The organism is Streptomyces racemochromogenes, from assembly GCF_039535215.1.
GTDB lineage: Bacteria > Actinomycetota > Actinomycetes > Streptomycetales > Streptomycetaceae > Streptomyces > Streptomyces racemochromogenes.
Map to the genome: position 1 here is coordinate 4,405,617 of NZ_BAAAWT010000001.1, position 25,367 is coordinate 4,430,983.

Here is a 25,367-nt window from a genome sequence, read left to right on the forward strand (position 1 = left end):
CAGCATGGGACAAGTGAGTGTTGCTCCTATTGAGATCGAACGCACCGAATCGGCCGAGGAGACCTTCGCGGTCCCCGAACCGGACGTCCCGTGGGTGACCCTGGTGCACAACGACCCGGTCAACCTCATGAGCTACGTGACGTACGTGTTCCAGGCGTACTTCGGATACCCCAAGGACAAGGCGACCAGGCTGATGCTCGACGTCCACAACAAGGGCAGGGCGGTCGTCTCCAGCGGCACCCGCGAGGAGATGGAGCGCGACGTGCAGGCCATGCACGGCTACGGGCTCTGGGCGACCCTCTCGCAGGACCGCAACTGATGGGCGGCGTGTTCGAGCCGCTGGAGGGCGGCGGGGCCGCGGTGGCCCTGGACGAGATCGAGATCTCCATCCTGCGCTCGCTGGCCGTGCAGCTGCTGGAGCTGATCGGCCCCGGCGAGCCGGAGCCCGCCGCGGACGCCGACCCGCTGGCCGTGCTCTTCGCCTCCGACGGCCCCACCGAGCCCCCGGCCGACCCGGCGCTCGCCCGGCTCTTCCCGGACGCCTACGGGGGCCCCGACGGCCCCGGCGGCGGGGAGGACCCCGAGGAGCTGCGGGCCCGCTCGGCGGAGTTCCGCCGCTTCACCGAGAACGACCTGCGCTCCCGCAAGCGGGAGGACGCGCTGGCCGTCGTACGCAGTCTCGACTCCCTCACCCCGCCCGGCGAGGACGCGGCGGTGCTGGAGCTGACCGGCGAGCTGCCGCTGCGCTGGCTCGGCGCGCTCAACGACCTGCGGCTGACCATCGCGGCCCGGCTCGACATCACCGAGGACGACGAGAGCGCGGTGCTGTTCCGGCTCCCGGACGACGACCCGCGCAAGCCGATGGTGATGGCGTACCTCTGGCTCGGCGGCCTCCAGGAGACGCTCATCGAGACCCTCTGAGGCGGCCGGGGCGGGCCCGTCCGCCCCACGAACGTCACGTCCCCGTGTGTGTTCGCTCAGCGGACGCTCAAATCCGGATAACGATCAGATCACCGTCATGCGGTGGTCTGATCCTTTTGTGGCGCCGTGTCCTGATATCGCCGTGCCCTGTGCCGCTTTTGCGCCCTTCTCCCGCCCGCGACCACGTGATAGATCTTCACGACCGCCGACGGGACGCCACCCATGTCCCCCGGCCCGCTGGAACCGGCTGACCGCCGGCGTGCAACTCCATCCGTATCCGGGGGGATCGAGGTACCCGATCCGCAGCCGTTCGAGGCGCGGGTCGGCGTGGAGAAAGGCGCACCAAGACATGACCTCTGTGCAGGTCGAGCAGAACGACAGGACGCCCGGCGAGGGCGGTCAGGGCGAAGGCGACGGGGAGGGTTACCACCGGGCGCTCGGAGCCCGCCAGATCCAGATGATCGCGATCGGCGGAGCCATCGGCACCGGCCTCTTCCTGGGCGCCGGCAAGGCGATCTCCAAGGCCGGACCCAGTCTGATCCTGGCCTACGCCATCGCCGGACTGGTCATCTTCTTCATCATGCGGGCCCTGGGCGAACTGCTCATGTACCGGCCCGTCTCCGGTTCCTTCTCGGACTACGCCCGCGAGTTCCTGGGCCCGTTCTGGGGCTACGCGACCGGGTGGACCTACTGGCTGTTCTGGGTGGTCACCGGCATCACCGAGGTCACCGCCGCCGCGAAGTACATGTCGTACTGGACGAACGACAGCTTCCCGCAGTGGGCGTACGCGCTGATCTTCACCGTGATCCTCTACGCGGCCAACCTGATCTCCGTGAAGCTCTTCGGCGAGCTGGAGTTCTGGTTCTCCATGGTCAAGGTCACCGCCATCGTCGGCATGATCCTGATCTGCGCCGGCATCCTCACCGTCGGCTTCTCCGACGCGGCCGCGACCGCCTCCGTCTCCAACCTGTGGAACGACCGCGGCTTCTTCCCCAACGGCATCGGCGAGACGCTGATGACCCTGCAGATCGTGATGTTCGCCTTCCTCGCGGTCGAGCTGGTCGGCGTCACCGCCGGCGAGTCCAAGGACCCCGCGAAGACCCTGCCCAAGGCCATCAACACCGTGCCGTGGCGCATCGCCGTCTTCTACGTCGGCGCGCTCATCATGATCATGTCGGTCATCCCGTGGTCCAACTTCAAGGCCGGCGAGAGCCCCTTCGTCCTCGCCTTCGAGAAGATGGGCCTCGGCATCGGCGCCGCGATCGTCAACTTCGTCGTGCTGACCGCCGCCCTGTCCTCCTGCAACTCGGGCATGTACTCCACCGGCCGCATGCTGCGCGACCTCGCCCTCAACGGCCAGGGCCCCAAGTTCTTCACCAAGCTCACCAAGAACGGCACCCCGCTCGCCGGCACCACCTTCTCCGCCGCGCTGATGCTGGTCGGCGTCTGGATCAACTACGTCGCCCCGGGCAAGGCCTTCGACTACGTCGTCTCCTTCGCCACCATCTCCGGCATGTGGGCCTGGGTCATGATCCTGGTCTGCCAGATCCGCTACCGCGCCAAGGCCGACCGCGGCGAGCTGCCGAAGTCCGCCTTCCGCGCCCCCGGCGCCCCGTGGTCCAGCTGGTTCGCCCTGCTCTTCATCGGCATGGTCATCGTGATGATGGGCGTCGACAAGGACTCCCGCGTCTCGCTGTACTGCGCCCCGCTGTGGGGTCTGATCCTGGGCGTCTCCTACCTCGTCCTCAAGGCCCGCAACCCGCAGGGCGCCGCCTTCAACAAGGTCACCCGCTGACCGGCTGAACGCGGTTCCCGGCCGCCTGCCGCGGCCGGGAACGCGCCCCCGGGCCCTGCCCCAGGGGGATGTGTCCACCATTCGGGCCCTCCCGTACCACTCCTCGGTACGGGAGGGCCCGTCTGTTTATCCTGTGGCTCATGCTGACCCTCACCCAGGCCCTGTACGACCAGATCGTCGAGCACGCCCGCAAGGACCACCCGGACGAGGCGTGCGGCGTCGTGGCCGGCCCCGCCGGCACCGGCCGCCCCGAGCGGTTCATCCCGATGCTCAACGCGGCCCGGTCGCCCACGTTCTACGAGTTCGACTCGAAGGATCTGCTCAAGCTCTACCGCGAGCTCGACGACCGGGACGAGGAGCCGGTGATCGTCTACCACTCGCACACCGCCACCGAGGCCTACCCCTCGCGCACCGACGTCACGTACGCGAACGAGCCCGGCGCGCACTACGTCCTCGTCTCGACGGCCGACCAGGACGGCCTCGGCGAGTTCCAGTTCCGCTCCTACCGGATCGTCGACGGCGTGATCACGGAGGAAGAAGTGCAGGTCGTCGCCGCCTACTGACCAGTATGTGAGCCGACTGCGTCCACGATGCGGGATCACACTCCAAACACCGGACCGGGAATCGTTAACATGACCGCATGGTTTCCCACGACGTGAGCATCGAGACGCCCGGCAGGCTGCTGCTCGTGGCGCGGCTGCACGTCGACCTGTGCCGCCTCGCCAGCGCCATCTGTCCTGCCGTCTGAGCACCGGGCCCCTTCCGCGCGGGGGCCGCACCAACGCGCGCCCGCACACTTCTTCGCCCCCTTCACGACACTGGAGCCCGCCATGGCCATCGAGGTCCGCATCCCGACCATCCTCCGCACCTACACCGACGGCGAGAAGGCCGTGAACGGCGAGGGCGCCACCCTCTCCGAGCTGTTCGCGGACCTGGACACCCGCCACCAGGGCATCGAGGCGCGCATCGTCGAGGACGGCAAGCTGCGCCGCTTCGTGAACGTCTACCTCAACGACGAGGACGTCCGCTTCATCGACGGCATCTCCACCGCCCTCAAGGACGGCGACAGCGTCACCATCCTCCCGGCCGTGGCCGGCGGCTCGAAGTAATGCGCTACGACTCCCCCCTCGCGGCGGTCGGCAACACCCCGCTCGTGCGCCTGCCCCGGCTGTCCCCCTCCGAGGACGTCCGGATCTGGGCCAAGCTGGAGGACCGCAACCCGACCGGCTCGATCAAGGACCGCCCCGCGCTCCACATGGTCGAGCAGGCGGAGAAGGACGGCCGCCTGTACCCCGGCTGCACCATCCTGGAGCCCACTTCCGGCAACACGGGCATCTCGCTCGCCATGGCCGCGAAGCTCAAGGGCTACCGGATCGTGTGCGTGATGCCGGAGAACACCTCGCAGGAGCGGCGCGACCTTCTCGCGATGTGGGGAGCCGAGATCATCCCGTCGCCGGCCGCGGGCGGTTCGAACACCGCCGTGCGGGTGGCGAAGGAGCTGGCCGAGCAGAACCCCTCCTGGGTGATGCTCTACCAGTACGGCAACCCGGACAACGCGGGCGCCCACTACGCCACCACCGGCCCGGAGATCCTCGCCGACCTCCCCTCCGTCACCCACTTCGTGGCGGGCCTGGGCACCACCGGCACCCTCATGGGCGTCGGCCGCTACCTCCGCGAGCACGTGCCCGGCGTGAAGATCGTCGCCGCCGAGCCGCGCTACGACGACCTCGTCTACGGCCTGCGCAACCTCGACGAGGGCTTCGTCCCCGAGCTGTACGACGCCTCGGTGCTCACCACCCGCTACTCGGTGGGCTCGGCCGACGCGGTGACCCGCACCCGTGAACTGCTCCGGCAGGAGGGCATCTTCGCGGGCGTCTCCACCGGGGCCGCGCTGCACGCGGCGATCGGCGTGGGCCGCAAGGCGGTCGCCGCCGGGGAGTCCGCCGACATCGTCTTCGTCGTGGCCGACGGCGGCTGGAAGTACCTGTCGACCGGCGTCTACACGGCGGCGACCACCGAAGAGGCCATCGAGGTCCTCCAGGGCCAGCTCTGGGCCTGAGCGTACGCACGGCACCCTCCGGAACGCCGCCGGCCCCGCGCAGCACGCGGGGCCGGCGGCGTTCCGGCGTCCGGGCCCGCGGCCGGTGCCTGCCGTTCACCCGTTCGGCCCCCTCGGGGTCGCGAGCCCCGCCCCGCGCGCGCAGGCTTGCTACGACCGGTTCCCCGCAGCAGGAAGGTGGCGACATGACCACCACCCCGGGCAGTACCTCCCCCAACGCCTGGGCCACCGGCGGTTCGGCCTTCGCCGGCGTCCTGATGACCGTCAGTGGCGTGTTCAGCGTCTTCGAGGGCATCGCCGCCCTCGCCAACGACGAGGTGTACCTGCCGGTCGGCGACTACACCTTCAAGTTCGACCTCACGGCCTGGGGCTGGATCCACCTCATCCTCGGCATCATCGTCTTCGCCGTCGGCGTCGCGATCCTCAAGGGCGCCCACTGGGGCCGGGTCGCCGGCGTCGTCCTGGCCTCGATCTCGGTGATCCTGCACTTCCTGTGGCTGCCGTACCAGCCCCTGTGGTCGCTGATCGCCATCGCCCTCGGGGTGTTCATCATCTGGGCCCTGTGCACGGACCGCGAACCAGTCCGCCACATCTGACCCGCGGCCGCCGCGGCCCGGCACCGCTCCGGCACCGCCGTGGCCCCGGCACCGGCCCTGCCCCGGCATCGCCGTGGCCCCGGCCCCGGCGCCGCTCCGGTATCGCCCCCGCCCCGCCCGCCGCACCCCGCGGCGGGCGGGGCGCGCTCACGCGCGCGGCTCCAGCAGTTCCGCGAGCACCGCCGCGTGGCTGTGGTCCGGGTCCCTGACCGCCGTCACCAGGGTCAGCGGGCCCGCCGCCGCCAGCTCCCGCAGCCGCTCCAGGCACTCCACCGCCCCGGGAACGGCCAGCTCCGCCTCGTACCGCGCCCGGAACTCCTGCGGCGTGCCGCCCGCGTGGAACCACTTCCGCAGCTCCGCCGACGGCGTCACCGCCCGCGGCCACCGGTCCACCGCGGCCGCCTCCTTCGACAGCCCGCGCGGCCACAGCCGGTCCACGAGCACCCTCACGCCGTCCGCCCCCGGCTCGGGGGGATCGTAGACGCGCCGCAGCCGGATCACCGCGCACCGCCTCCCAGCCCCTTGGCCTCGTCCCACAACACCGGGTCCAGTGTCCCGACCGGCGTGCGGAACTCCCACAGCGACACCTCCTCGGGCCGGTCCGCCTCCAGGAAGCCGCCCCGCCCGTGCCACCCGGCCATCCCCGGCGGCACCGGGATCACCCCGGCCCGCCGGTCGTCGTACTTCCCGGTGATCCAGGCCACCCGCACCCGTTCCCGGTGCGCCCGCACGGCCAGTACCAGGCAGGTCCGGCCGTCCGCGAGCCGCCACAGCTCACCCGGCCGCACCCGCGGCGCCGGCGCCGGGCCGTGGGGCGGGGGCGCCACCGCCCGCGCCGTGGCCCGCCGGGGGAGCAGCACCACCACCGCCACGGCGACCGCCGCCACCACGGCGGGCCACCACGACGTGTCCATATTCCGACCGTAGCCGCGCACGCCGCCCCCGGCACGGCAACGCCCGTGCCCCCCATCGCTCTGCCGGGTGACACCACAGGTGATTCCCCCCACAACGGCCCGCCGCGGAGGAGCGACCGGAGGTTTCGCGCCTTACGCTCGACCCACGCACGGCCCGCATTCCGTCCACGGACCGTCCCCGGAGGTTCACGCTCCATGAAGCTCACCGTCGTCGGCTGTTCGGGGTCCTTCCCGGCCGCGGATTCGGCATGTTCGAGCTATCTCGTCGAGGCCGACGGCTTCCGGCTGCTCCTCGACATGGGCAACGGCTCCCTCGGCGCGCTCCAGCGCCACTGCGGTCTCTACGACCTCGACGCGATCTTCCTGAGCCACCTGCACGCCGACCACTGCATCGACATGTGCGCGTACTTCGTGGCCCGCTACTACCGGCACGAGGGCGGCCGCTGCGGCACCATCCCCGTCTACGGCCCCGAGGGCACCGAGCAGCGCCTGACCACGGCGTACGAGGACGTCCCGGACGAGCGTTCGATGAGCGAGGTCTTCGACTTCCGGACCCTGAAGCCGGCCGTCTTCGAGATCGGCCCGTTCACCGTCCGCACGGAGAAGGTCTGCCACCCCGTCGAGTCGTACGGCATCCGCGTCGAGCACGGCGGCCGCGTGCTGGCGTACTCGGGCGACACCGGGGTCTGCCCCGAGTTGGGGATGCTGGCCCAGGGCGCGGACCTGTTCCTGTGCGAGGCCTCCTTCACGCACGGCAAGGAGGACATCCCGGACCTCCACCTCAACGGCCGCGAGGCCGGCGAGTACGCCCGCGACGGCCGCGTGGGCCGGCTCGTGCTGACGCACATCCCGCCGTGGACGGACGCCGCGCGGAACCTGGCGGACGCCCGCGCGGTCTTCGACGGCCGCGTCGACCTGGCGCACGCGGGCGCCGTCTACGAGGTCTGATCACCACCCGTCGTCGGCGCCTCGGCCGGGATGCTGCCGAGGAGCCGACGCAGTTGCTCCAGGTCCGGAGTGAACCCCTGGCCCGCGCCTCTCTCGCTCGCGGCCCGGTGTGCCGTGACGACGCGGTCGTATTGCCCGCTGGCCAGTGCCAAGGTCGCCTGGAGCTCGTACAACCGCCCCATCACGTGGCGATTGTCAGGCGTCTCGAAGGGCCGCACACCATCGATGTCGTCGACCAGAGTGGCCAGCCGTCCCAGCAATCGGCTGGCACCCATAACGCTCGTGTAGAACGTCGCCTCGGCCCTCCGGCCCGCCGCGTTGAGCAGGGCCGCCTGTGTCTGTACCTCTTCGGCGCCACCGAAGCGCAGTGCCAGCTCGCAGAGAAGGGCTGAGGTGTCCGTCATGCGTTCGAATGCGTAGTCGTCGGCGCCGTGGGCCCTGTCCTTGACCGACGCCAGCTCCTGGTAGAGGCGCCTCAGCTCATCCACCGGGAGGCTGTCGAGATCCTTGGTGTCGCGCACCAGGTAGTACAGCCACTTGGGGTTGTCGGGTTCAGCCGCCCGGCACAGTTCGAGGAGGCGCCCGTTGCGGTTCCTCTTGTCCTTGCGAGCCATTTCCTCGGCCGTGTACCCCGTGTGATCGAGTCGAACACCCAGGTAGGCCCGGGGTGGGGTCATGCCCTTGGAGTCATAGGGGCGCTCGTGAACACGGCCCCGGAAGGCGAAGGGGGTGCCGGCTCTCAGAACGCGGTGGTTGTCGGTGTAGACCCGGCCGTCGGCGTCCACGATGGTGGGGGAGGCGACGAAATCCGCGCTCGGTACGAGGTAGTCCAGGACACGCAGGGCGCGTCGCAGGTCTCCTCCTTGCGGGGTGGCGATCGTCTCGTCCGCGTCGACGAAGAAGACCCAGCCCTCCCCGGTCCGCTCCAGTGCCCGATTGCGGTGGTAGGCGAAGTCGTCCTGCCACGGGTCGTCGACGACCTCGACGGCGGGGAGAGCCTCGCGCGCCCGGGCCACCGTACGGTCGGTGGAACCCGTGTCCACGAGCAGCAGACGATCGGCGTCGGCGGTCAAGGAGCGCAGACAGGAACCGATTCGGTGCTCTTCGTCGCGCGCGACGACGACGGCGGTGATGGTCCGGGCCCTGAAGGATCCGTAGGCCTCGTGGAGGCCGGCCCAGGAGGTGAACGGGACCGCAACCCGCGCGAGGTCCGGGCTCAAGGCCGTCACCAGGGACGCGTCGGAGGCGAGTGGCGACGGTTCGGAGAGTGCCAGATGCTCCAGCACTTCGCCGAGATTCATACGAGTTCCCCACAGAGGGGGTCGGCGTGAATGTGCCGCGCGGCGTGCACACTGGCCGGTGTGCACGCCGCGCGGTATTTGCCGGTACCGAGGTGCTGCTACTTCGCCTCGGCCTTCTGCAGCTCAGCCAGTTCCTCGTCGGACTCCCGGCCCGGGGTGGGGATGTTCCACTTGGTGATCGCGAAGCGGAAGATCGCGTAGTAGAGCGCCGCGAAGCAGAGGCCGACCAGTGCCAGGCCGGCCGGGTTGGTGGCCTTGCCGAGGTTCAGCAGGTAGTCGATGGCGCCGGCGGAGAAGCCGAAGCCGTCCTTCATGCCCAGCGCCCAGGTCAGCGCCATGGAGACACCGGTGAGAACCGCGTGGACGGCGTAGAGGACCGGCGCGATGAACATGAAGGTGAACTCGATGGGCTCGGTCACACCGGTGACGAACGAGGTCAGGGCGAGGGAGAACATCATGCCGCCGACAACCTTGCGGCGCTCGGGGCGGGCGCAGTGAACGATCGCGAGGCACGCGGCCGGCAGGGCGAACATCATGATCGGGAAGAAGCCGGTCATGAACTGTCCGGCGCTGGGGTCGCCGGCGAGGAAGCGGGCGATGTCACCGCTCTTGCCGTTGTACTCGCCCGCCTGGAACCACGGGAAGGAGTTGAGCAGGTGGTGCATGCCAACCGCGATCAGACCGCGGTTGGCAACACCGAAGATGCCCGCGCCGACGGCGCCCGAGCCGACCAGCCATTCACCGAAGCTGTGCAGACCGGTGCCGAGGACCGGCCAGATGAGACCGAAGACGATGCCGATCAGCAGGCCGGCGAAGGCCGAGAGGATCGGGACGAGGCGGCGGCCGCCGAAGAAGCCCGCCCACTCGGGAAGCCTGGTCCGGTAGAACTTCTGGTAGATCAGGGCGACGACGAGCCCCATCACGACGCCGCCGAGGACCTTGGCGTCCACCGGGGCCTCGACCATGGCCACCTTGCCGTCGACCACCTTGGCGATCTTCGGGAGGTTGGAGTCGGTGAACGTGGCGAGCACGTTCTTGAAGACGAGGTAGCCCGTGACGGCCGCCAGGGCGGTCGAGCCGTCCGACTTCTTCGCGTAGCCGATCGCGATACCCACGGCGAACAGCAGCGCCATGTTGTCCAGGATCGCGCCGCCGCCCGCAGCCATGTAGCCGGCGATCTTGGTGATGAACTCCGGCATCGAGGCCGAACCCAGCATGTCCTTGTCGCCGAGACGAACCAGGAGTGCGGCGGCGGGCAGCACCGCGACGGGGAGCATGAGGCTCCGGCCGATGCGCTGCATGACGGCCATCACGCCAGCGCCCTTCTTCTTCTCCGCAGCGGTCGCTGTGGACATGGGTTCCTCCAGTGGACAAGGCGCTGCCTGGGGACATGGAAAATGGGGGTGGCGGCGTCTCGGAAGTGGGGGACCAATGGCTGCTCGGCAGCTGCATGGTCTACACCATTGGGTGGTGTAGACCAGTTGTAGCACGGTCGGGGTTAGATAAGGAACCTTCGATTTTGTGTGGCCTGCGCCACAGGAAGAAGGGCCTCCGGATCATCGGATCCGAAGGCCCTGGCCTTGTGTCACAACGAGGGCTACGCCTTGGTGTTCTCCGCCTCCATCGCCGCGATCTCCTCGTCCGACTCCCGCCCCGGCGTCGGGATGTTCCACCGCGTGATCGCGAAGCGGAACACCGCGTAGTAGACCACCGCGAAACCCAGCCCGATCGGGATGATCATCCACGGCTTCGTCGCCAGCCCCCAGTTGATGACGTAGTCGATCAGACCGGCCGAGAAGCTGAACCCGTCGTGCACCCCCAGCGCCCACGTCACCGCCATCGACACCCCCGTCAGCACCGCGTGCACCACGTACAGCGCCGGCGCCACGAACAGGAACGAGTACTCCAACGGCTCCGTGATCCCCGTGACGAACGAGGTCAGCCCGACCGACAGCATCAGCCCGCCCACCTCCTTGCGCCGCTGCGGCTTCGCGCAGTGCGTGATCGCCAGCGCCGCCGCCGGCAGGGCGAACATCATGATCGGGAAGAAGCCCGACAGGAACAGACCCGCGTTCGGGTCGCCCGCCAGGAACATGTTGATGTCACCGTGCACCGTCACCCCGTCCGGCTTCGTGTAACTGCCGAACTGGAACCACACCGGCACGTTCAGGAACTGGTGCAGACCGATCACCAGCAGCGCCCGGTTCGCCACACCGAAGATGCCCGCACCCCAGGCGCCCAGCCCCACCAGCCAGTCCGAGAAGCTCTCCAGCGCGTCACCCACCGGCGGCCAGATCCACAGGCACAGCACCGCGAAACCGATCGCCACGAACGACATGATGATCGGCACCAGCCGCCGCCCGTTGAAGAAGCCCAGCCAGTCCACCAGCCTCACCCGGTGGTACCGCTGCCAGAACCACGCCGCCAGCAGCCCCATCACGATCCCGCCGAACACCCCCGGGTTCTGGTACGCGTACCCCGCGAACGTGTCGGTCGGCGTCAGACAGCCGCCCCCCACGTCCTTCGTCCCCGCCGGGCACGGCTTCGGGAACGCGTGCAGCACCCCCCGGTAGACCAGGAACCCCGCCACCGCCGCCAGCGCCGTCGACCCGTCCGCCTTCTTCGCCATGCCGATCGCGACACCCACGCAGAACAGCAGCGGCAGCCCCAGGTCCGCGTCCAGCAGCGCCCCGCCCGCCCCCGCCATCACCCTCGCGACGGCCGACCAGTCCAGACCCTCCACGCCGAACACGTCCGGCTGCCCCAGCCGGTTCAGGATGCCCGCCGCCGGCAGCACCGCGATCGGCAGCTGCAGACTCCGCCCCATCTTCTGCAACCCCTGGAACAGGCCGTTCCACCACTGCCTGCGCGGCACCTCCGCTGCGCTGCTCGCGCTCATCCGCTTCCTCCCTGACCCGGCCCGTTTTGGCGGTCGCAGTACGTGCGGCACACTGGTGTAGACCAGTTGCGGGCAGGCTGCTGCTGATCGTCATCCTTCGACAGGCGTCCGGCTCGCGCTCGCGCAGATAGGCCAACCGTGAGCAACGTGAGCTAACGTGACGAAGAGGACGCAGCGGGTAGCCGGCCGGCCGCGGCCGCCAGGACTCGTCCTTCGAAACACTCAGGGAGAAACACATGGCCACCAAGGCTGAGAAGATCGTCGCCGGGCTCGGCGGCATCGACAACATCGAAGAGGTCGAGGGCTGCATCACCCGCCTGCGCACCGAGGTCGCCGACCCCTCCCTCGTCGACGAAGCCGCCCTCAAGGCCGCCGGCGCCCACGGCGTCGTCAAGATGGGCACCGCCATCCAGGTCGTCATCGGCACCGACGCCGACCCGATCGCCGGCGAGATCGAAGACATGATGTGAGCTGAGCCCCCGGCTCGGCACACACCACCAGAGGCAGTACGCGGACCCCGTCCCGGCCACACCGGACGGGGTCCACGCGTACCCCCGCACCGACTAGGCTCACAGCCATGTCTCGCATCGACGGCCGCACGCCCGAACAGCTCCGCCCGGTCACCATCGAACGCGGATGGAGCAAGCACGCCGAGGGCTCCGTCCTCATCTCCTTCGGAGACACCAAGGTCTTCTGCACCGCCTCCTTCACCGAAGGCGTCCCGCGCTGGCGCAAGGGCAGCGGCGAAGGCTGGGTCACCTCCGAGTACTCGATGCTGCCCCGCTCCACCAACACCCGCGGCGACCGCGAATCCGTCCGCGGCAAGATCGGCGGCCGCACCCACGAGATCTCCCGCCTCATCGGCCGCTCGCTGCGCGCCGTCATCGACTACAAGGCCCTCGGCGAGAACACCATCGTCCTGGACTGCGACGTCCTCCAGGCCGACGGCGGCACCCGCACCGCCGCCATCACCGGCGCCTACGTCGCCCTCGCCGACGCCATCGCCTGGGGCCAGGGCAAGAAGCTCATCAAGGCCGGCCGCAAGCCGCTGACCGGCACCGTCGCCGCCGTCTCCGTCGGCATCGTCGACGGCGTCCCCCTCCTCGACCTCTGCTACGAGGAGGACGTCCGCGCCGAGACCGACATGAACGTCGTCTGCACCGGCGACGGCCGCTTCGTCGAGGTCCAGGGCACCGCCGAGGGCGAGCCCTTCGACCGCAAGGAACTCAACGCCCTCCTCGACCTCGCCGCCGGCGGCTGCGCCGACCTGGAGGCCCTCCAGCTCGGCGCCCTGAACCTCCAGGCCCTCTAGCCCCCGGGCAACCGCCCGAGGCGGACGAGCGTCTCACCAGGTACGGGCGCCCGGTCTCACGACCGTGCGCCCGTCCACGCATCCAGCCCGTCCCGGGGGGACCGATCCATGAAGCAGAGCAAGCCGAAACTCCGCATAGCCGCCGTCGCCCTGGCCGCGGCCCTCACCGTCCCGGCACTCACCGCCTGCGACGCCATCTCCACCGCCATGGACTGCGCCAACACCGCCGTCGCCATCGCGGACAGCGTGAACGACCTCCAGCAGGCCGTCTCCAACGCGGGCAACAGCATCCAGGACACCCAGAACGCGCTCGACCAGATCGACACCAACCTCAAGAAGATCAAGGACACGACGGGCAACGCCGACCTCGGCAAGGCCGTCGACTCCATGAGCACGGCCGTCAAGAACGTCCGCACCGCCGTCAACAACGGCGACACCACCCCCGACGTCAAGCCGATTGCCGACGCCGCCGCGGAGATCTCCAAGGTCTGCACCCCGGGATAATGGGGACCATGACCCGCCTGATCCTCGCGACCCGCAACGCGGGCAAAGTCACCGAGCTCCGCGCCATCCTGTCCGCCGCCGGCCTGCCGCACGAGCTGGTCGGCGCGGACGCGTACCCCGAGATCCCGGACGTCAAGGAAACCGGCGTCACCTTCGCCGAGAACGCCCTCCTCAAGGCCCACGCCCTCGCCCGCGCCACCGGCCACCCCGCCATCGCGGACGACTCCGGCCTCTGCGTGGACGTCCTCAACGGCGCCCCCGGCATCTTCTCCGCCCGCTGGGCCGGCGCCCACGGCGACGACCGCGCCAACCTGGACCTCCTGCTGGCCCAGCTGCGCGACATCTCCGACGAACACCGCGGCGCCCACTTCTTCTGCGCGGCCGCCCTCGCCCTGCCGGACGGCACCGAACGCGTCGTCGAGGGCCGCCTCCTGGGCACCCTGCGCCACACCCCGGTGGGCGGCGGCGGCTTCGGCTACGACCCGATCCTCCAGCCCCTGGGCGACACCCGCACCTGCGCGGAACTGACGGCGGACGAGAAGAACGCCATCTCCCACCGCGGCCAGGCCTTCCGCGGCCTGATCCCGGCCCTGCGCGAACTGCTGGGCTGAGGGCCGTCATGACGAAGGCCCCGCACGGTTTGCGTGCGGGGCCTTCGAAGCGTGCGGCCGGAGGGACTCGAACCCTCAAGGGATTTCTCCCACAACTACCTAAAAGTTGCGTGTAGGCCAATTCCACCACGACCGCCCAAACCGGACATTCGCCCAGTCGGCTGCGGTTAGTCTACGGCGGTTCCGCCTGATGGGGCGACTGACTTGCGTCACTGTCCACCACGACACCAGGTGTCCGTAATCGCGTGGCAGTTGGGGCACAGCAGCCGAAGGTTTCCGAGTCTGTTGTCACTCCGCTCGCCGTTGACGTGGTCCACCTCCAAGGTCATGGGGAGACCGAGCCACTCGGGTGGAGCGCCGCACTCGGCGCAGCGCTCGGGCACGCCCACCTCGCGCAAGGCGCGGCGCAGCTGCGCGGTTTTCGTGCGCCGGCCGTCCTCCCGCTTGACGAGGATCTCGTCAGCGGATCGCGGCGTGCAGGTGCCGGGTTTGCCGCGCTGGTGGGCCTGCCCCAAGAAGTGCGCTGTCGAGAGTCCCTCCTCACGGATCCAGCGCTTCAGTCGCTGGTTGAGCGTTCCGTTCGCCGGGAGGTCGAGCAGGCGCAGGGTTCCGGACAGCGAGACCGATGCGGCCACGGCCTCGCGCAAGGCTGCATCTGAGGGCCTCGGGTGATACCTGCGCGTGCTCACGGCCGCCGCCTCTTTGCGCGTCCCCGGTAGGTGTCCGTGGTGGAGTGGCAGTTCGGACAGAGGAGGCGCAGGTTCTCGCGGCGGTTGTCACGCCAGTTGCCGTCGATGTGGTCCACCTCCAGAGGGAGCGGCCGTCCCGACCAGGTGCCCTCGTTGCCGCACAGTGCGCATCGGAGGGGCACCCCGAGCGTGGCCAGAGCGTGCCGGAGGCGTTCGCCGGGAATCCGTCGGGCGCTGTCGCGGTGTTGCTCGACCAGGACCGTCTCCGGCGTTCGGCGCGTACGGGTTCTTCCTGCCGGGGAAGGCGGGGAGAAGTGGGAGGTGTCTATCCCGTAGGCCTTCACCTTGCGGCTGATGTGCGTGTGGTGGCCGCCCACCACGTCCAGCCCCAGGCGTCTCAGCACCCCGCACATGTTCGTCGAGGCCGCGACTGCCTCCGTCAGGACCTCCTCGGTCCACTTCACCCCCTCCTTCGTGAAGTGGGAGACGTCGACGCCGAGCTTGCGCATCCTGTCGTGAACGTACCGGCGGGACCCGCCCCGAGGGTCCACCCCCAGCTTCTCCAGCGCCTCGGAGAGCGTTCTCGACTTGCTCGCCGCTTCCGTCAGGCGTTCCTTCGTGTACGGACTGGTCGGCATCTCACCCTCGTTTCCGGCCCCGCGTCCGCGCGACCCGCACGGGTTAACCGATCAGCATCACGGGAGGTTACGTGCGATAAGCGGAAAGTCCCGCACCGGTTGGGGTGCGGGACTTCGCGGTGGTGGGGCCGGACGGGGTCAGATGCCCAGGTCCTTGATGATCTTCGCAACGTGGCCGGTGGCCTTGACGTTGTAGAAGGCGTGCTCGACCTTGCCCTCCTCGTCCACGACCACCGTGGAGCGGATGACCCCGGTGACCGTCTTGCCGTACAGCTTCTTCTCGCCGAACGCGCCGTACGCCGCCAGGGTCTCCTTCTCCGGGTCCCCGACCAGGGTGACCTTCAGGTGCTCCTGCTCGCGGAACTTCGCGAGCTTCTCCGGCTTGTCCGGGGAGACGCCGATGACGTCGTAGCCGGCCGTGGCCAGGACGTCCAGGTTGTCCGTGAAGTCGCAGGCCTGCTTGGTGCAGCCCGGCGTCAGGGCCGCCGGGTAGAAGTACACGATCACCTTGCGGCCCTTGTGGTCGGCCAGCGAGACCTCGTTGCCGTCCGCGTCGGGCAGGGTGAAGGCGGGGGCGATGTCGCCCGGCTGGAGTCGCTCGCTCATGTCAGTGCTCTCCTCGGGAGGGGATCCGTACGGCATGAGCCTAAGCTGACTTAGCTGACAGACTGTTCATGACGGATCAAGCCCACAGACGACGAAACGACGACGGAGGCAGCGCGGTGCCGGAAGCCAGGACCCCCGCACAGATCGAGGCGGACATCGTCCGCCGCCGCGAGCAGCTCGCCGAGACGCTCGACGAGATCGGCGTGCGCATGCACCCGCAGACGATCATCGGGGACGCGAAGGCCCGGGTCGCCTCGGCGGTGGACCACACCGTCGGCCGCGCCTTCGTCGCCGTGAACCGGCTCGTCACCGACGTCAAGGACGGCCTGCGCCACGAGGACGGCGCCCCGCGCCTCGAGCGGATCGTGCCGGTCGCGCTCTTCGCGGCCGGCGTGGTGGGGCTGCTCGTCGCCTCCTCGCGCCGCAAGCCGTGACCACCCTCCGGCTTACAGGGTGGTGGGCGGCAGGTAGGTTCGGTTCGTGAGCGAGAACACGACCCACGACAAGCTGCCCATCCGCATGCTCCACGACCGCGTGCTCGTGAAGTCCGACACGCCCGAGGGCGAGCGGCGCTCGGGCGGCGGCATCCTGATTCCGGCGACGGCCGCGGTGGGCAAGCGGCTCGCCTGGGCCGAGGTGGTCGCGGTCGGGCAGAACGTACGCAGCGTCGAGCCCGGGGACCGCGTGCTGTACGACCCGGAGGACCGCGCCGAGGTCGAGGTGCGCGGGGCGACGTACGTGCTGATGCGCGAGCGGGACCTGCACGCCGTGGCGGCGGAGCGGCTGGAGGGGTCGAAGGACTCCACCGGGCTGTACCTCTGAGAGACCCGTGAGACGACCGTCGAAGGGCCGGTGACCGGTGTCACCGGCCCTTTTGCGTGCCCTTTGCTACGGTGGAGCGGAACCCCCGACGAGACGCGCCGTACCGGGTAGCAGGACGCAAAGACGACGCACCCCGTTTCCGCTCTCGTCCCGGAGGTGCCTGTCATGGCCTGGGTTCTTCTTCTCGTCGCCGGTCTGCTCGAGGTCGGCTGGTCGATCGGCATGAAGTTCACGGAGGGCTTCACCCGGCTGTGGCCGTCCGTGTTCACCGGTGCCGGGATCGTCGCCAGCATGGTGCTGCTGTCGTACGCGGCCAAGACCCTGCCCATCGGCACGGCGTACGGCGTGTGGGTCGGCATCGGCGCGGCCGGGGCGGCCGTCCTCGGGATGGCGGTGCTGGGGGAGCCCGTCACCGCCGCCCGGATCTTCTTCATCTGTCTGCTGCTGGTCGCGGTGGTGGGGCTGAAGGCCACCTCCGGGCACTGAGCGCGCCCCGGCCGCCGCCGGGCCTACTCCAGGAAGTGGGACGGCGGGCGGCGGCCCGGGCCCTGGGTGGTGCCGCCGTTGGTCTGGCCCCCGTTGGTCTGGCCGCCGGTCGTCTGGCCTCCGGTCGTTTGGCCGCCGTTCGTTTCGCCGCCCGTGGTCTGGCCCTCGTTGGTCTGGCCTCCGGTGGTCTGGCCCCCGTTCGTCTGGCCGCCGTTCGTTTCGCCGCCGGTGGTCTGGCCGCCGTTCGTCTGGCCGCCGTTGTCCTGCCCGCCCTGGGTCTGGCCGCCGTTCGGCGGGCCCGGCGGGGTGGGCGGGCCCGGCGGGGTCGGCCGGTCGGGGCGCTGCCACGGCGGGCGGCTGCCGTCGGGCTGCTGCGGGGTGGTGGGCTGGACCGGCGGGGGCGGCGGGAGCTGGGCCGCGCCGGGCTGGAGCTCCAGGTCGAAGTCCTCCGGGTCCGTGGCCTCCAGGGCCGCCTTCGTGTAGGCCGCCCAGATCCGGGCCGGGTAGCCGCCGCCGCCGATGCGGGCCTCGCCGAGCGCGCCGTACAGGGACTGGAGGGTGCCGGTGTCCGGGTCCTGGCCCATCACCGATACGACCGTGACGAGGTCCGGGGTGTAGGCGGCGAACCAGGCGGCGCGGTCCAGCTCGGCGGTTCCGGTCTTGCCGGCGGCCGGGTGGCCTGCGGCCAGGGCCTCCGTACCGGTGCCGTTGTCGACGACGCTGACCAGCATGGAGGTGGTGGTGTCGGCGGCCTCGCGGGGGACGGCCTGGCGGGGGGTGCGGTCGGGGAGGTGGACGTCGTCGCCGTCCTTGGAGATCTTCTCCACGAAGGTGTACGGGGTGTACCGGCCGTGGTCGGCGAGGGTGGCGTAGGCCTGGGTCATGTCGACGACGCTGGCCTGCATGGTGCCGAGGGCCATGGCCGGGCCGACGACGAAGTTGGGGGTGTCCTCGGGGATGCCGAGGTCGATGGCGGTGCGCTTGACCTTCTCGGTGCCGACGTCGACGACCATCTGGGCGAAGACCGTGTTGACGGAGAGGTCGGTCGCGGTGGTGACGGTGATGTCCCCGTACGACTGCTGGCCCTCGTTCTCGGGGGCGTAGGGGATGCGGGTGCCGACGACGCGGCGCTTGTTGTCGCCGTTGTAGAGGGTGTTCGGGGTGATCCGGCGGCCGTCCTGGGTGCGGGAGTCGTTCTGGACGGCGGAGGCGAAGACGAACGGCTTGAAGGTGGAGGCGACCTGGTAGTCGTGCCGGGTCGCGTTGTTCACGTACTGCTTGGTGTAGTCGATGCCGCCGTAGAGGGCGACGATCTTGCCGGTGGCGGGGTCGATGGAGGCCCCGCCGGCCCGGACCACGCGGTCCGCGGGGCGTGCCTCGGGGTCGAGCTTGTCCACGAGCTGCTTCTGGACGGCGTCGACGAAGGCGTTCTGGCGGCGCTTGTCGATGGTGGTGGTGATCCGGTAGCCGCCCTCGGCGAGGGTCTTGTCGTCGAGGATCTTGTGTTCGGTGATGTAGTCCTTGACGGCTTCGACGAGGTATCCGCGCTGTCCGGAGAGGCCGGCGGCCGCGCGGACCTTGCCGGGCTCGGGGAACCGGACGGCGGCGCGCTCCTCGGGCGTCATCCACTTCTTCTTGACCATGCCGTCGAGGACGTAGTTCCAGCGGGCGACGGCGCGGTCGCGGCTCTGGGGGTGGGAGACGACGTCGAAGGCGCTGGGGGAGTTGAGGAGGGTGGCGAGGTAGGCGCCCTCGGCGGTGGTCAGCTTGTTGACGTCCTTGCCGTAGTAGGCCTGGGAGGCGGCCTGGATGCCGTAGGCGTTGCGGCCGAAGTAACTGGTGTTCAGGTACCCCTCCAGGATGTAGTCCTTCGACTTCTCGCGACCGAGTTTGATCGCGATGAAGAACTCCTTGACCTTCCGTTTGATCGTCTGTTCCTGGCCCAGGTAGTAGTTCTTGACGTACTGCTGGGTGATGGTCGAACCGGACTGGGTGCCCTTGCCGGTCGCCGTGTTCCAGGCGGCGCGGACCATCGCCTTCGGGTCCACCGCCCGTTCGGAGTAGAAGTCCCGGTCCTCGGCGGCGAGTGCGGCCTCCTGGACGCCCAGGGGGACCTGCGACAGGGGGACGTTGACGCGGTTGACCTCTCCGTCGCGGGCGAGCTGGGAGCCGTCGGCGTAGAGGTACACGTTGGACTGGGCGGTCGCGGCGGAGTTGGCCGGTGGGATGTCGACCAGCAGGTAGCCGGCGACGAGCGCGCCGCCGATCAGGAGCGCGGCCAGCAGCAGGGCGCCGAGGACCATGCGCCAGGTGGGCAGGAGGCGGCGCCAGCCGGTGCGTGGAGGGCGTCCGGGGCGGCCCTTCGGGGCGGGGCGCGGCCTCGGGGTGCCGGGCGGGGCGTGGGGCGGGGCGTTGGGCGGGGTGTCGGGGTCGCGAGGGGACCAGCCGGGGGGTGGTGACTGGTCGCTCATCTCCAGGGCTCCTCGTGACCGTGGGAAATATCCACATTTTTACCTCATGGTGTCCAGATGGACTGGCGTAAAACGGTCGCGTGGCTCGCCCCTCCGCACTAAGCTCGCGCGCTTTGGCCGACGTGGGAACGACGGGGGAAACGGAGGGATGCGGTGCGCCTGTACATGTCCGTCGCGGCCGGCGGGTTCCGGCGGTACGCCACCTACGGGACGGCGACGGCCGCGGGGGTCTTCACCAACACCGTCTTCGGCTTCATCGTCGCCTACACGTACCTCGCCCTGTGGGACGAGCGCCCCCACCTCGGCGGCTACGACCAGGCCCAGGCCCTCACCTTCGTCTGGGTCAGCCAGTCCCTGCTGGCCGCCGGCTCGCTCATCGGCGGCGGCTTCCAGGAGGAGCTCCAGGAACGCATCCGGACGGGTGACATCGCCGTCGACCTGTACCGCCCGGCCGACCTCCAGGCGTGGTGGCTCGCGGCCGACCTCGGCCGGGCCGGCTTCCAGCTGCTGGGGCGCGGGGTCCTGCCCCTGGTGGCCGGGGCGTGCGCCTTCACCCTGGCGCTGCCGTCCGACCCGCTGCGCTGGCTGCTGTTCCTGGTGTCGGTCTGCCTCGGACTGGTCGTCGGGTTCGCGGTGCGGTACCTGCTCGGGCTCGCGGCGTTCTGGCTGCTGGAGGGGTCCGGGGTCAACATGATGGCCACCGTCGTGACCATCTTCTGCTCCGGGATGCTGCTGCCGCTGACCGTCTTCCCGGGCGGCTTCGGCGAGCTGGTGCGGCTGCTGCCGTGGGCCGCGATGCTCCAGGTCCCGCTGGACGTGCTGCTCGGCACCCACACCGGGGCCGGGGGAGCCGTACGGGCGCTCGGGTTCCAGGCCGCGTGGGCGCTGGCCCTCCTGGGCGCGGGGCGGCTGGTCCAGTCGGCGGCGACGCGGAAGGTGGTGGTGCAGGGTGGCTGAGGCCGCGGCTGCGGCTGGGACCGCGGCGGTGACCCGGGAGGCGGGCGCTGGTGAGGCGGGGCCGGGTGAGGCGGGGCCCCGGGGACGGCTGTGGGAGGGGCTGCGCGGGTACGGGCTGATCGCCGGGATGTGGATCCGCTCGACGATGACGTACCGGATGTCGTTCCTGCTGGCCACCGTCGGGAACGCGGCGATCACCGTCCTCGACTTCGTCGCCATCGCCGTCATGTTCTCCCACGTGGACGCCCTGGGCGGCTTCACCCTGCCCGAGATCGCCCTGCTGTACGGGGCCTGCTCGGCCTCCCTGGGCCTGGCGGACCTGCTCCTCGGCAACACCGAACGGGTGGGCACCCGGATCCGCGACGGCTCCCTCGACACCATGCTCGTACGCCCCGTCCCGCTGCTCGCCCAGGTCGCCGCGGACCGCTTCGCGCTGCGCCGACTGGGGCGGATCGTGCAGGGGCTGGGGGTGCTCGGCTGGGCCGTGTCGGTGCTGGACGTGCACTGGACCCCGGCGAAGGTGCTGCTGGTGCCCGTCATGGTGGTGGCCGGGGCGGGGATCTTCGGCGGGGTGCTGGTGGCCGGAGCGGCCTTCCAGTTCGTCGCCGGGGACGCGGCGGAGGTGCAGAACTCCTTCACGTACGGGGGCTGCACCATGCTCCAGTACCCGCCGACGGTGTTCGCGAAGGAGCTGCTGCGCGGGGCGACGTTCGTGGTCCCGCTGGCCTTCGTCAACTGGCTGCCCGCGCTGTACGTGCTGGGCCGGCCCGATCCGCTGGGGCTGCCGGGGTGGGTGGCGTTCCTGAGCCCGCTGGTGGCCTTCGCGGTGTTCCTGCCCGCGTCGCTGGCGTGGCGCGCGGGTGTGCGTTCGTACCGGAGTACGGGGAGTTGATCATGCCGAGCGTGCCCGACGAGCTGATTTCCTTGGACCGGGTCGAGAAGGTCTTCGACGTCCGGCGCCGGGTGGGGCTGATGCGCCGGGAGAAACGGCAGGTCAGGGCCGTGGACGGGATCAGCTTCACGATCGCTCGCGGGGAGGTGGTCGGCTACATCGGGCCCAACGGGGCCGGGAAGTCCACCACCATCAAGATGCTGACCGGCATCCTCACCCCGAGCAGCGGCCGGCTGCGCGTCGCCGGCATCGACCCGGCACGGGAGCGGATGCGGCTCGCGCACCGGATCGGGGTGGTGTTCGGGCAGCGCACGACGCTGTGGTGGGACCTGCCGCTGAAGGACTCGTACGGGCTGATGCGCCGGATGTACCGGATCCCGGCGGCGCGTTACGCGGAGAACCTGGAGAGGTGCGTCGAACGCCTGGACCTGGCCGGGCTGCTCGACGTACCGGTGCGGCAGCTGTCGCTGGGGCAGCGGATGCGCGGGGACATCGCGGCGGCGCTGCTGCACGACCCGGAGGTGCTGTACCTGGACGAGCCGACGATCGGGCTGGACGTCGTCAGCAAGGCGAACGTACGCGGCTTCCTGCGGCAGTTGAACGAGGAGCGCGGGACCACGGTGCTGCTCACCACCCACGACCTCCAGGACATCGAGCAGCTGTGCGAGCGGGTGATGGTGATCGACCACGGCCGGCTCGTGTACGACGGGGCGCTCGGCGGACTGCACGCCCTGGGGGAGGGCAGCGAGCGGACGCTGGTGGTCGACCTGGAACGGGAGCTCCCGCCGCTGGAGGTGGCGGGAGCCCGGGTGGTGAAGGTGGAGGGGCCGCGGCAGTGGCTGGCGTTCCCGGCGGGGGAGTCGGCGGCACCGCTGGTGGCGGCGGTGGCGGCCAGGTACCCGCTGCTGGACCTGTCGGTACGGGATCCGGACATCGAGGACGTGATCGCGCGCATGTACGCGGGGCGGGGGTGAGGGGCCGGGGATCGAGGTAGGGGGAAATCAGGGTTCGCCCCGGGGTGGGGCGCCGGGCGTCTGCATAGGGTGGGCCACATGAGTGACGAGCGGCCGGAGAAGCCGTTGCCGGAGAAGACCTCGCTGGAGAAGCCCTCGCCGGGGAAGACCTCGCCGGGGAAGACGTCGTTGGAGAAGCCCGCCACGGGGCAGCCCTCCCCGGAGAGCGCGGCGGCGGCCGAGCCGCCCGCGCTGAGGGCGTCGGACGCCGACCGCGAGCGCGTCGTGGACCGGCTGCGGGACGCCGTCGCCGAGGGCCGGCTCGACATGGAGGAGTTCGAGGAACGGCTGGAGGCGGCCTACACGTCCCGTACGTACGCGGAACTCGAACCGCTGACCCGCGACCTGCCGGCGGCCGGCTCCTCCCCGTCCCCCGCACCCGTCTCCGCTCCGGGCCCCTCCTCGGCATGGCCGGACCGGATCGGCGGTACGGGGACCTCCGCCACGGCCGTCGCCGTCATGTCGGGCTTCCAGCGCAAGGGCCGCTGGACCGTGCCCGCCCGCTTCAACGCCGTGGCGATCTGGGGCGGCGGTGAGCTCGACCTGCGGGAGGCGGACTTCGCGGAGCGCGAGGTCGTCATCACCTGCGTCGCCGTCATGGGCGGCATCGAGATCACCGTCCCGCCGGGCGTCGAGGTCGACGTACGCGGCATCGGCATCATGGGCGCCTTCGACCAGGGCAAGTCCCTGGACAACCGGCCGGAACCCGGCGCCCCGCGCGTCGTCGTGAACGGCCTGGCCCTCTGGGGCGGGGTCGCGGTCAAGGTCAAGCAGCCGAAGGGGCAGAAGGGGCTCGATGGAGGTGTGCCCCGCAAGGAGCTCTAGGGTCTGCCGGCGGCGCGCCGGGAACTCCCCGGACCTCCCGGGAGTCGGATGCTATGCAGACAAAACCGGCCATCGGGGGAAGGGCAGGAGCGGCACGTGAACAGCAGCACGGGTGAGCGTACGAGGGGCGGCCCTCCGGCCCCGCCAAGGGGAGGGTTCGTCTTCAACGCGGCGGACGAGGAGCGCCGGCACGGCGTCCGCCGGATGAAGGCGACCGCCACGGGGCTGCTGCTCCTGGTCGCGGTCGTCTACGTACTGGCCAAGTGCGCGCAGAACGCCTGGGGCGCCGGCGCCTGGGCCGGATACGTGGCCGCCGCGGCCGAGGCGGGCATGGTGGGCGCGCTCGCGGACTGGTTCGCGGTGACCGCCCTCTTCCGGCGGCCGCTGGGCCTGCCCATCCCGCACACCGCGATCATCCCCACCAAGAAGGACCAGCTGGGGATCTCCCTCGGAGAGTTCGTCGGCGAGAACTTCCTGTCGGCGGACGTCGTACGCGCACGGCTGCACTCCCTCGCCATCGGCGGCCGGCTCGGCGCCTGGCTGGCCGAGCCCGCACACGCCGACCGCGTCACGGCGGAGCTGGCCACCGCGCTGCGCGGAGCCCTGACCGTGCTGCGGGACTCCGACGTACAGGCCGTGGTGGGCGAGGCCATCACGCGGCGGGCCGAGGCGGCGGAGATCGCCCCGGGCATCGGCAAGACCCTGGAGCGGGTCGTCGCCGACGGCGGCCACCACCGCGCCGTCGACCTCGTGTGCGCCAAGGTCCACGACTGGCTGGTCACCCACGGGGACTCGGTCATGGACGCCGTCCAGGGCGGAGCCCCCGGCTGGACCCCGCGCTTCGTCGACCGCAAGATCGGCGACCGGGTGTACAAGGAGCTGCTGCGCTTCGTCACGGAGATGCGCGACATGCCGGGCCACCCGGCGCGCGGGGCGGTGGACCGCTTCCTGCGCGACTTCGCGGTGGACCTCCAGTCGGACACGGAGACGCGGGCGCGGGTGGAGCGGCTGAAGTCCGAGGTCCTCGCGCGGGACGAGATCCAGGACGTGATCGCGTCGGCGTGGTCCGCGATCCGCACGATGATCATCTCGGCGGCGGAGGACGAGCAGAGCGAGCTGCGGCTGCGGGTCCGGTCCTCGCTGATGTCCCTGGGCGCCCGGCTCGCCACGGACGGGCGCCTGCAGGAGAAGGTGGAGGGCTGGATCGAGGGCGCGGTGGTGTACGTGGTCACCACCTACCGCAGGGAGATCACGTCGCTGATCACGGACACGGTGGCGGCCTGGGACGCCGAACACACCTCCCGCAAGATCGAGGCCCACATCGGCCGCGACCTCCAGTTCATCCGCATCAACGGCACGGTGGTGGGCGCCCTGGCGGGACTGCTGATCTACACGGTGTCGCGGGTGCTGGGGGGGTAGGGGGGCGGTGCGCGGCGCCGACCGTCCCTCCGCTGCGCGGAGTCGGCACGGGCGCTTCTGGCTGACGCGGCCGAGCAGCCATCGCGGGGAAACCCGCTCGCCCTGGCTACCTGTTTGAAGCGACCCTGTGGGCATGGAGTTCCTCTGCTACCACCGTGACCGGCTCGGCTCCCTGGCGCTGCGCGACCAGCTGCTGGAAGACCATTGGTCCTACATGGACCGGTACGCGAAGGAGATGATCGCCCGGGGCCCCACCCTCGCCGACGACGGGGACACGCCCACCGGAAGCGTGCACATCGTCGACCTGCCCGATCCCGCCGCTGCCCGCGCTTTCGCCTTTGACGAGCCGAACTACCAGGCCGGCGCCTACCGGGACGTGCTGCTGCGACGGTGGCACAACACGCTGGGGCGCACCATGTGGGACTTCCCCGGCGGCCGGACCGGCGGCAACCGGTATCTGGTGCTCGGCCTCGGCGCAGGGCAGGCCGCCGACCTCGCGGTGCCGCCCGACCGGCACGAGCTGATCGCCTACGGGCCGCTGCTGTCCGACGACGCCACCACCTGGCTGGGCACGGCGGCGCTGCTCCGCGCACCGGACCCGGAGACGGCACGCGCCATCCTGACCCCGGACCGGTACGCCGACATCGAGGTGCACAACTGGCGGGCCGGCGGGCGGCCCTCCTGATGGC

30 protein-coding genes, 1 tRNA gene, 1 pseudogene and 1 riboswitch are annotated in these 25,367 nt (G+C 70.5%); of the genes and pseudogenes, 22 read left to right on the forward strand and 10 right to left on the reverse strand.

The features are described 5' to 3' along the window. Positions 1-4: 4 nt before the first annotated feature. The 8 genes from clpS (at position 5) to ABD973_RS20325 (ending at position 5,371) form a co-directional block, all read left to right on the forward strand. On the forward strand, positions 5-319 hold the full coding sequence (gene clpS, locus ABD973_RS20290; RefSeq protein ID WP_125596099.1) for an ATP-dependent Clp protease adapter ClpS: 315 nt from the start codon (positions 5-7) through the stop codon (positions 317-319). Next, on the forward strand, positions 319-921 hold the full coding sequence (locus ABD973_RS20295) for a DUF2017 domain-containing protein (protein WP_345501345.1): 603 nt from the start codon (positions 319-321) through the stop codon (positions 919-921). The genes clpS and ABD973_RS20295 overlap by 1 nt, the downstream gene beginning before the upstream one ends. Before the next feature lie 349 nt (positions 922-1,270). Continuing rightward, entirely contained in the window at positions 1,271-2,716 is a 1,446-nt protein-coding gene (locus tag ABD973_RS20300; protein ID WP_125596105.1) for an amino acid permease, read from the forward strand. Between the two features lie 140 nt (positions 2,717-2,856). Next, positions 2,857-3,279 (forward strand): M67 family metallopeptidase, encoded by a 423-nt coding sequence (locus tag ABD973_RS20305; RefSeq protein ID WP_007264348.1) that lies wholly within the window; start codon positions 2,857-2,859, stop codon positions 3,277-3,279. 77 nt (positions 3,280-3,356) lie between these two features. After that, entirely contained in the window at positions 3,357-3,464 is a 108-nt protein-coding gene (locus tag ABD973_RS20310) for a putative leader peptide (protein ID WP_312847437.1), read from the forward strand. Positions 3,465-3,546: 82 nt separating this feature from the next. Continuing rightward, positions 3,547-3,825 (forward strand): MoaD/ThiS family protein, encoded by a 279-nt coding sequence (locus ABD973_RS20315; protein ID WP_007264347.1) that lies wholly within the window; start codon positions 3,547-3,549, stop codon positions 3,823-3,825. After that, a complete protein-coding gene (locus tag ABD973_RS20320; protein WP_125596108.1) occupies positions 3,825-4,775 on the forward strand; it encodes a PLP-dependent cysteine synthase family protein in 951 nt (316 codons plus the stop codon). Before ABD973_RS20315 ends, ABD973_RS20320 begins: the two co-directional genes overlap by 1 nt. A gap of 185 nt (positions 4,776-4,960) precedes the next feature. After that, the gene (locus ABD973_RS20325) at positions 4,961-5,371 is read left to right on the forward strand and encodes a DUF7144 family membrane protein (protein ID WP_125821249.1); all 411 of its coding nucleotides are present in this window, start codon (positions 4,961-4,963) and stop codon (positions 5,369-5,371) included. A 147-nt stretch (positions 5,372-5,518) separates the two neighbouring features. Here ABD973_RS20325 and ABD973_RS20330 read toward each other — a convergent pair whose 3' ends face one another. Further along, a complete protein-coding gene (locus ABD973_RS20330; RefSeq protein WP_345501351.1) occupies positions 5,519-5,872 on the reverse strand; it encodes a DUF488 domain-containing protein in 354 nt (117 codons plus the stop codon). After that, a complete protein-coding gene (locus ABD973_RS20335; RefSeq protein ID WP_345501353.1) occupies positions 5,869-6,285 on the reverse strand; it encodes a hypothetical protein in 417 nt (138 codons plus the stop codon). The genes ABD973_RS20330 and ABD973_RS20335 overlap by 4 nt, the downstream gene beginning before the upstream one ends. A gap of 195 nt (positions 6,286-6,480) precedes the next feature. Between ABD973_RS20335 and ABD973_RS20340 the strand changes: the two genes are divergently transcribed. After that, positions 6,481-7,233: an MBL fold metallo-hydrolase gene (locus tag ABD973_RS20340; RefSeq protein WP_125821246.1), complete on the forward strand. Its 753-nt coding sequence runs from the start codon at positions 6,481-6,483 to the stop codon at positions 7,231-7,233. On the opposite strand, the gene ABD973_RS20345 is transcribed toward ABD973_RS20340, so the two are convergent. From ABD973_RS20345 to ABD973_RS20355, 3 genes are all read right to left on the reverse strand, one after another. Further along, a complete protein-coding gene (locus tag ABD973_RS20345) occupies positions 7,221-8,534 on the reverse strand; it encodes a glycosyltransferase (RefSeq protein ID WP_345501355.1) in 1,314 nt (437 codons plus the stop codon). The genes ABD973_RS20340 and ABD973_RS20345 overlap by 13 nt on opposite strands. Before the next feature lie 98 nt (positions 8,535-8,632). Beyond that, positions 8,633-9,889 carry a PTS transporter subunit EIIC gene (locus ABD973_RS20350; RefSeq protein WP_345501357.1) on the reverse strand — a complete coding sequence of 419 codons (1,257 nt, stop codon included), beginning with the start codon at positions 9,887-9,889 and terminating at the stop codon, positions 8,633-8,635. A gap of 242 nt (positions 9,890-10,131) precedes the next feature. Further along, positions 10,132-11,433 (reverse strand): PTS transporter subunit EIIC, encoded by a 1,302-nt coding sequence (locus ABD973_RS20355; RefSeq protein ID WP_125821244.1) that lies wholly within the window; start codon positions 11,431-11,433, stop codon positions 10,132-10,134. A 218-nt stretch (positions 11,434-11,651) separates the two neighbouring features. Between ABD973_RS20355 and ABD973_RS20360 the strand changes: the two are divergent. The 4 genes and pseudogenes from ABD973_RS20360 to rdgB form a co-directional block, all read left to right on the forward strand. Then, positions 11,652-11,903 (forward strand): annotated as a pseudogene (locus ABD973_RS20360) (PTS sugar transporter subunit IIB); the annotation flags it as partial. A gap of 107 nt (positions 11,904-12,010) precedes the next feature. After that, the gene (gene rph / locus ABD973_RS20365; RefSeq protein ID WP_125821243.1) at positions 12,011-12,745 is read left to right on the forward strand and encodes a ribonuclease PH; all 735 of its coding nucleotides are present in this window, start codon (positions 12,011-12,013) and stop codon (positions 12,743-12,745) included. Between the two features lie 108 nt (positions 12,746-12,853). Continuing rightward, the gene (locus tag ABD973_RS20370) at positions 12,854-13,249 is read left to right on the forward strand and encodes a methyl-accepting chemotaxis domain-containing protein (protein ID WP_125596129.1); all 396 of its coding nucleotides are present in this window, start codon (positions 12,854-12,856) and stop codon (positions 13,247-13,249) included. An 8-nt stretch (positions 13,250-13,257) separates the two neighbouring features. After that, positions 13,258-13,860, forward strand: coding sequence for an RdgB/HAM1 family non-canonical purine NTP pyrophosphatase (gene rdgB / locus ABD973_RS20375; RefSeq protein ID WP_345501360.1), 603 nt, complete (start codon positions 13,258-13,260; stop codon positions 13,858-13,860). A gap of 52 nt (positions 13,861-13,912) precedes the next feature. On the opposite strand, the gene ABD973_RS20380 is transcribed toward rdgB, so the two are convergent. The 4 genes from ABD973_RS20380 to bcp all read right to left on the reverse strand — a co-directional run bounded on the left by ABD973_RS20380 (position 13,913) and on the right by bcp (position 15,793). After that, positions 13,913-13,996, reverse strand: a tRNA-Leu gene (locus ABD973_RS20380). Between the two features lie 73 nt (positions 13,997-14,069). Next, on the reverse strand, positions 14,070-14,507 hold the full coding sequence (locus ABD973_RS20385; RefSeq protein ID WP_345501362.1) for an HNH endonuclease signature motif containing protein: 438 nt from the start codon (positions 14,505-14,507) through the stop codon (positions 14,070-14,072). 38 nt (positions 14,508-14,545) lie between these two features. After that, positions 14,546-15,187 carry an HNH endonuclease gene (locus ABD973_RS20390; RefSeq protein ID WP_345501364.1) on the reverse strand — a complete coding sequence of 214 codons (642 nt, stop codon included), beginning with the start codon at positions 15,185-15,187 and terminating at the stop codon, positions 14,546-14,548. Between the two features lie 138 nt (positions 15,188-15,325). Next, a complete protein-coding gene (bcp, locus tag ABD973_RS20395; protein ID WP_007264334.1) occupies positions 15,326-15,793 on the reverse strand; it encodes a thioredoxin-dependent thiol peroxidase in 468 nt (155 codons plus the stop codon). A gap of 116 nt (positions 15,794-15,909) precedes the next feature. Here bcp and ABD973_RS20400 point away from each other — a divergent pair, with 116 nt between their 5' ends. The 3 genes from ABD973_RS20400 (at position 15,910) to ABD973_RS20410 (ending at position 17,101) form a co-directional block, all read left to right on the forward strand. Next, the gene (locus ABD973_RS20400) at positions 15,910-16,227 is read left to right on the forward strand and encodes a DUF3618 domain-containing protein (protein ID WP_125596141.1); all 318 of its coding nucleotides are present in this window, start codon (positions 15,910-15,912) and stop codon (positions 16,225-16,227) included. Positions 16,228-16,273: 46 nt separating this feature from the next. Continuing rightward, complete coding sequence (locus ABD973_RS20405) at positions 16,274-16,615, forward strand: GroES family chaperonin (RefSeq protein ID WP_079427293.1); 342 nt, start codon at positions 16,274-16,276, stop codon at positions 16,613-16,615. Between the two features lie 60 nt (positions 16,616-16,675). Further along, positions 16,676-16,748, forward strand: a riboswitch (guanidine-III (ykkC-III) riboswitch). 32 nt (positions 16,749-16,780) lie between these two features. Then, positions 16,781-17,101 (forward strand): DMT family transporter, encoded by a 321-nt coding sequence (locus ABD973_RS20410; RefSeq protein WP_030158619.1) that lies wholly within the window; start codon positions 16,781-16,783, stop codon positions 17,099-17,101. A gap of 23 nt (positions 17,102-17,124) precedes the next feature. On the opposite strand, the gene ABD973_RS20415 is transcribed toward ABD973_RS20410, so the two are convergent. After that, positions 17,125-19,572: a transglycosylase domain-containing protein gene (locus ABD973_RS20415; RefSeq protein WP_345501368.1), complete on the reverse strand. Its 2,448-nt coding sequence runs from the start codon at positions 19,570-19,572 to the stop codon at positions 17,125-17,127. A gap of 165 nt (positions 19,573-19,737) precedes the next feature. On the opposite strand from ABD973_RS20415, the gene ABD973_RS20420 reads away from it, so the two are divergent. The 6 genes from ABD973_RS20420 to ABD973_RS20445 all read left to right on the forward strand — a co-directional run bounded on the left by ABD973_RS20420 (position 19,738) and on the right by ABD973_RS20445 (position 25,363). Continuing rightward, a complete protein-coding gene (locus ABD973_RS20420) occupies positions 19,738-20,529 on the forward strand; it encodes an ABC transporter permease (protein WP_125824003.1) in 792 nt (263 codons plus the stop codon). Beyond that, positions 20,522-21,421 (forward strand): ABC transporter permease, encoded by a 900-nt coding sequence (locus tag ABD973_RS20425; RefSeq protein ID WP_125821240.1) that lies wholly within the window; start codon positions 20,522-20,524, stop codon positions 21,419-21,421. Before ABD973_RS20420 ends, ABD973_RS20425 begins: the two co-directional genes overlap by 8 nt. Positions 21,422-21,423: 2 nt before the next feature. Beyond that, positions 21,424-22,395: an ABC transporter ATP-binding protein gene (locus tag ABD973_RS20430; RefSeq protein WP_345501370.1), complete on the forward strand. Its 972-nt coding sequence runs from the start codon at positions 21,424-21,426 to the stop codon at positions 22,393-22,395. Between the two features lie 78 nt (positions 22,396-22,473). Then, the gene (locus ABD973_RS20435; protein WP_345501372.1) at positions 22,474-23,259 is read left to right on the forward strand and encodes a DUF1707 SHOCT-like domain-containing protein; all 786 of its coding nucleotides are present in this window, start codon (positions 22,474-22,476) and stop codon (positions 23,257-23,259) included. Positions 23,260-23,307: 48 nt separating this feature from the next. Next, positions 23,308-24,678, forward strand: coding sequence for a DUF445 domain-containing protein (locus ABD973_RS20440; protein ID WP_345501374.1), 1,371 nt, complete (start codon positions 23,308-23,310; stop codon positions 24,676-24,678). A gap of 133 nt (positions 24,679-24,811) precedes the next feature. Next, positions 24,812-25,363 (forward strand): YciI family protein, encoded by a 552-nt coding sequence (locus ABD973_RS20445; RefSeq protein WP_345501376.1) that lies wholly within the window; start codon positions 24,812-24,814, stop codon positions 25,361-25,363. The last annotated feature ends 4 nt before the right edge of the window (positions 25,364-25,367 follow it).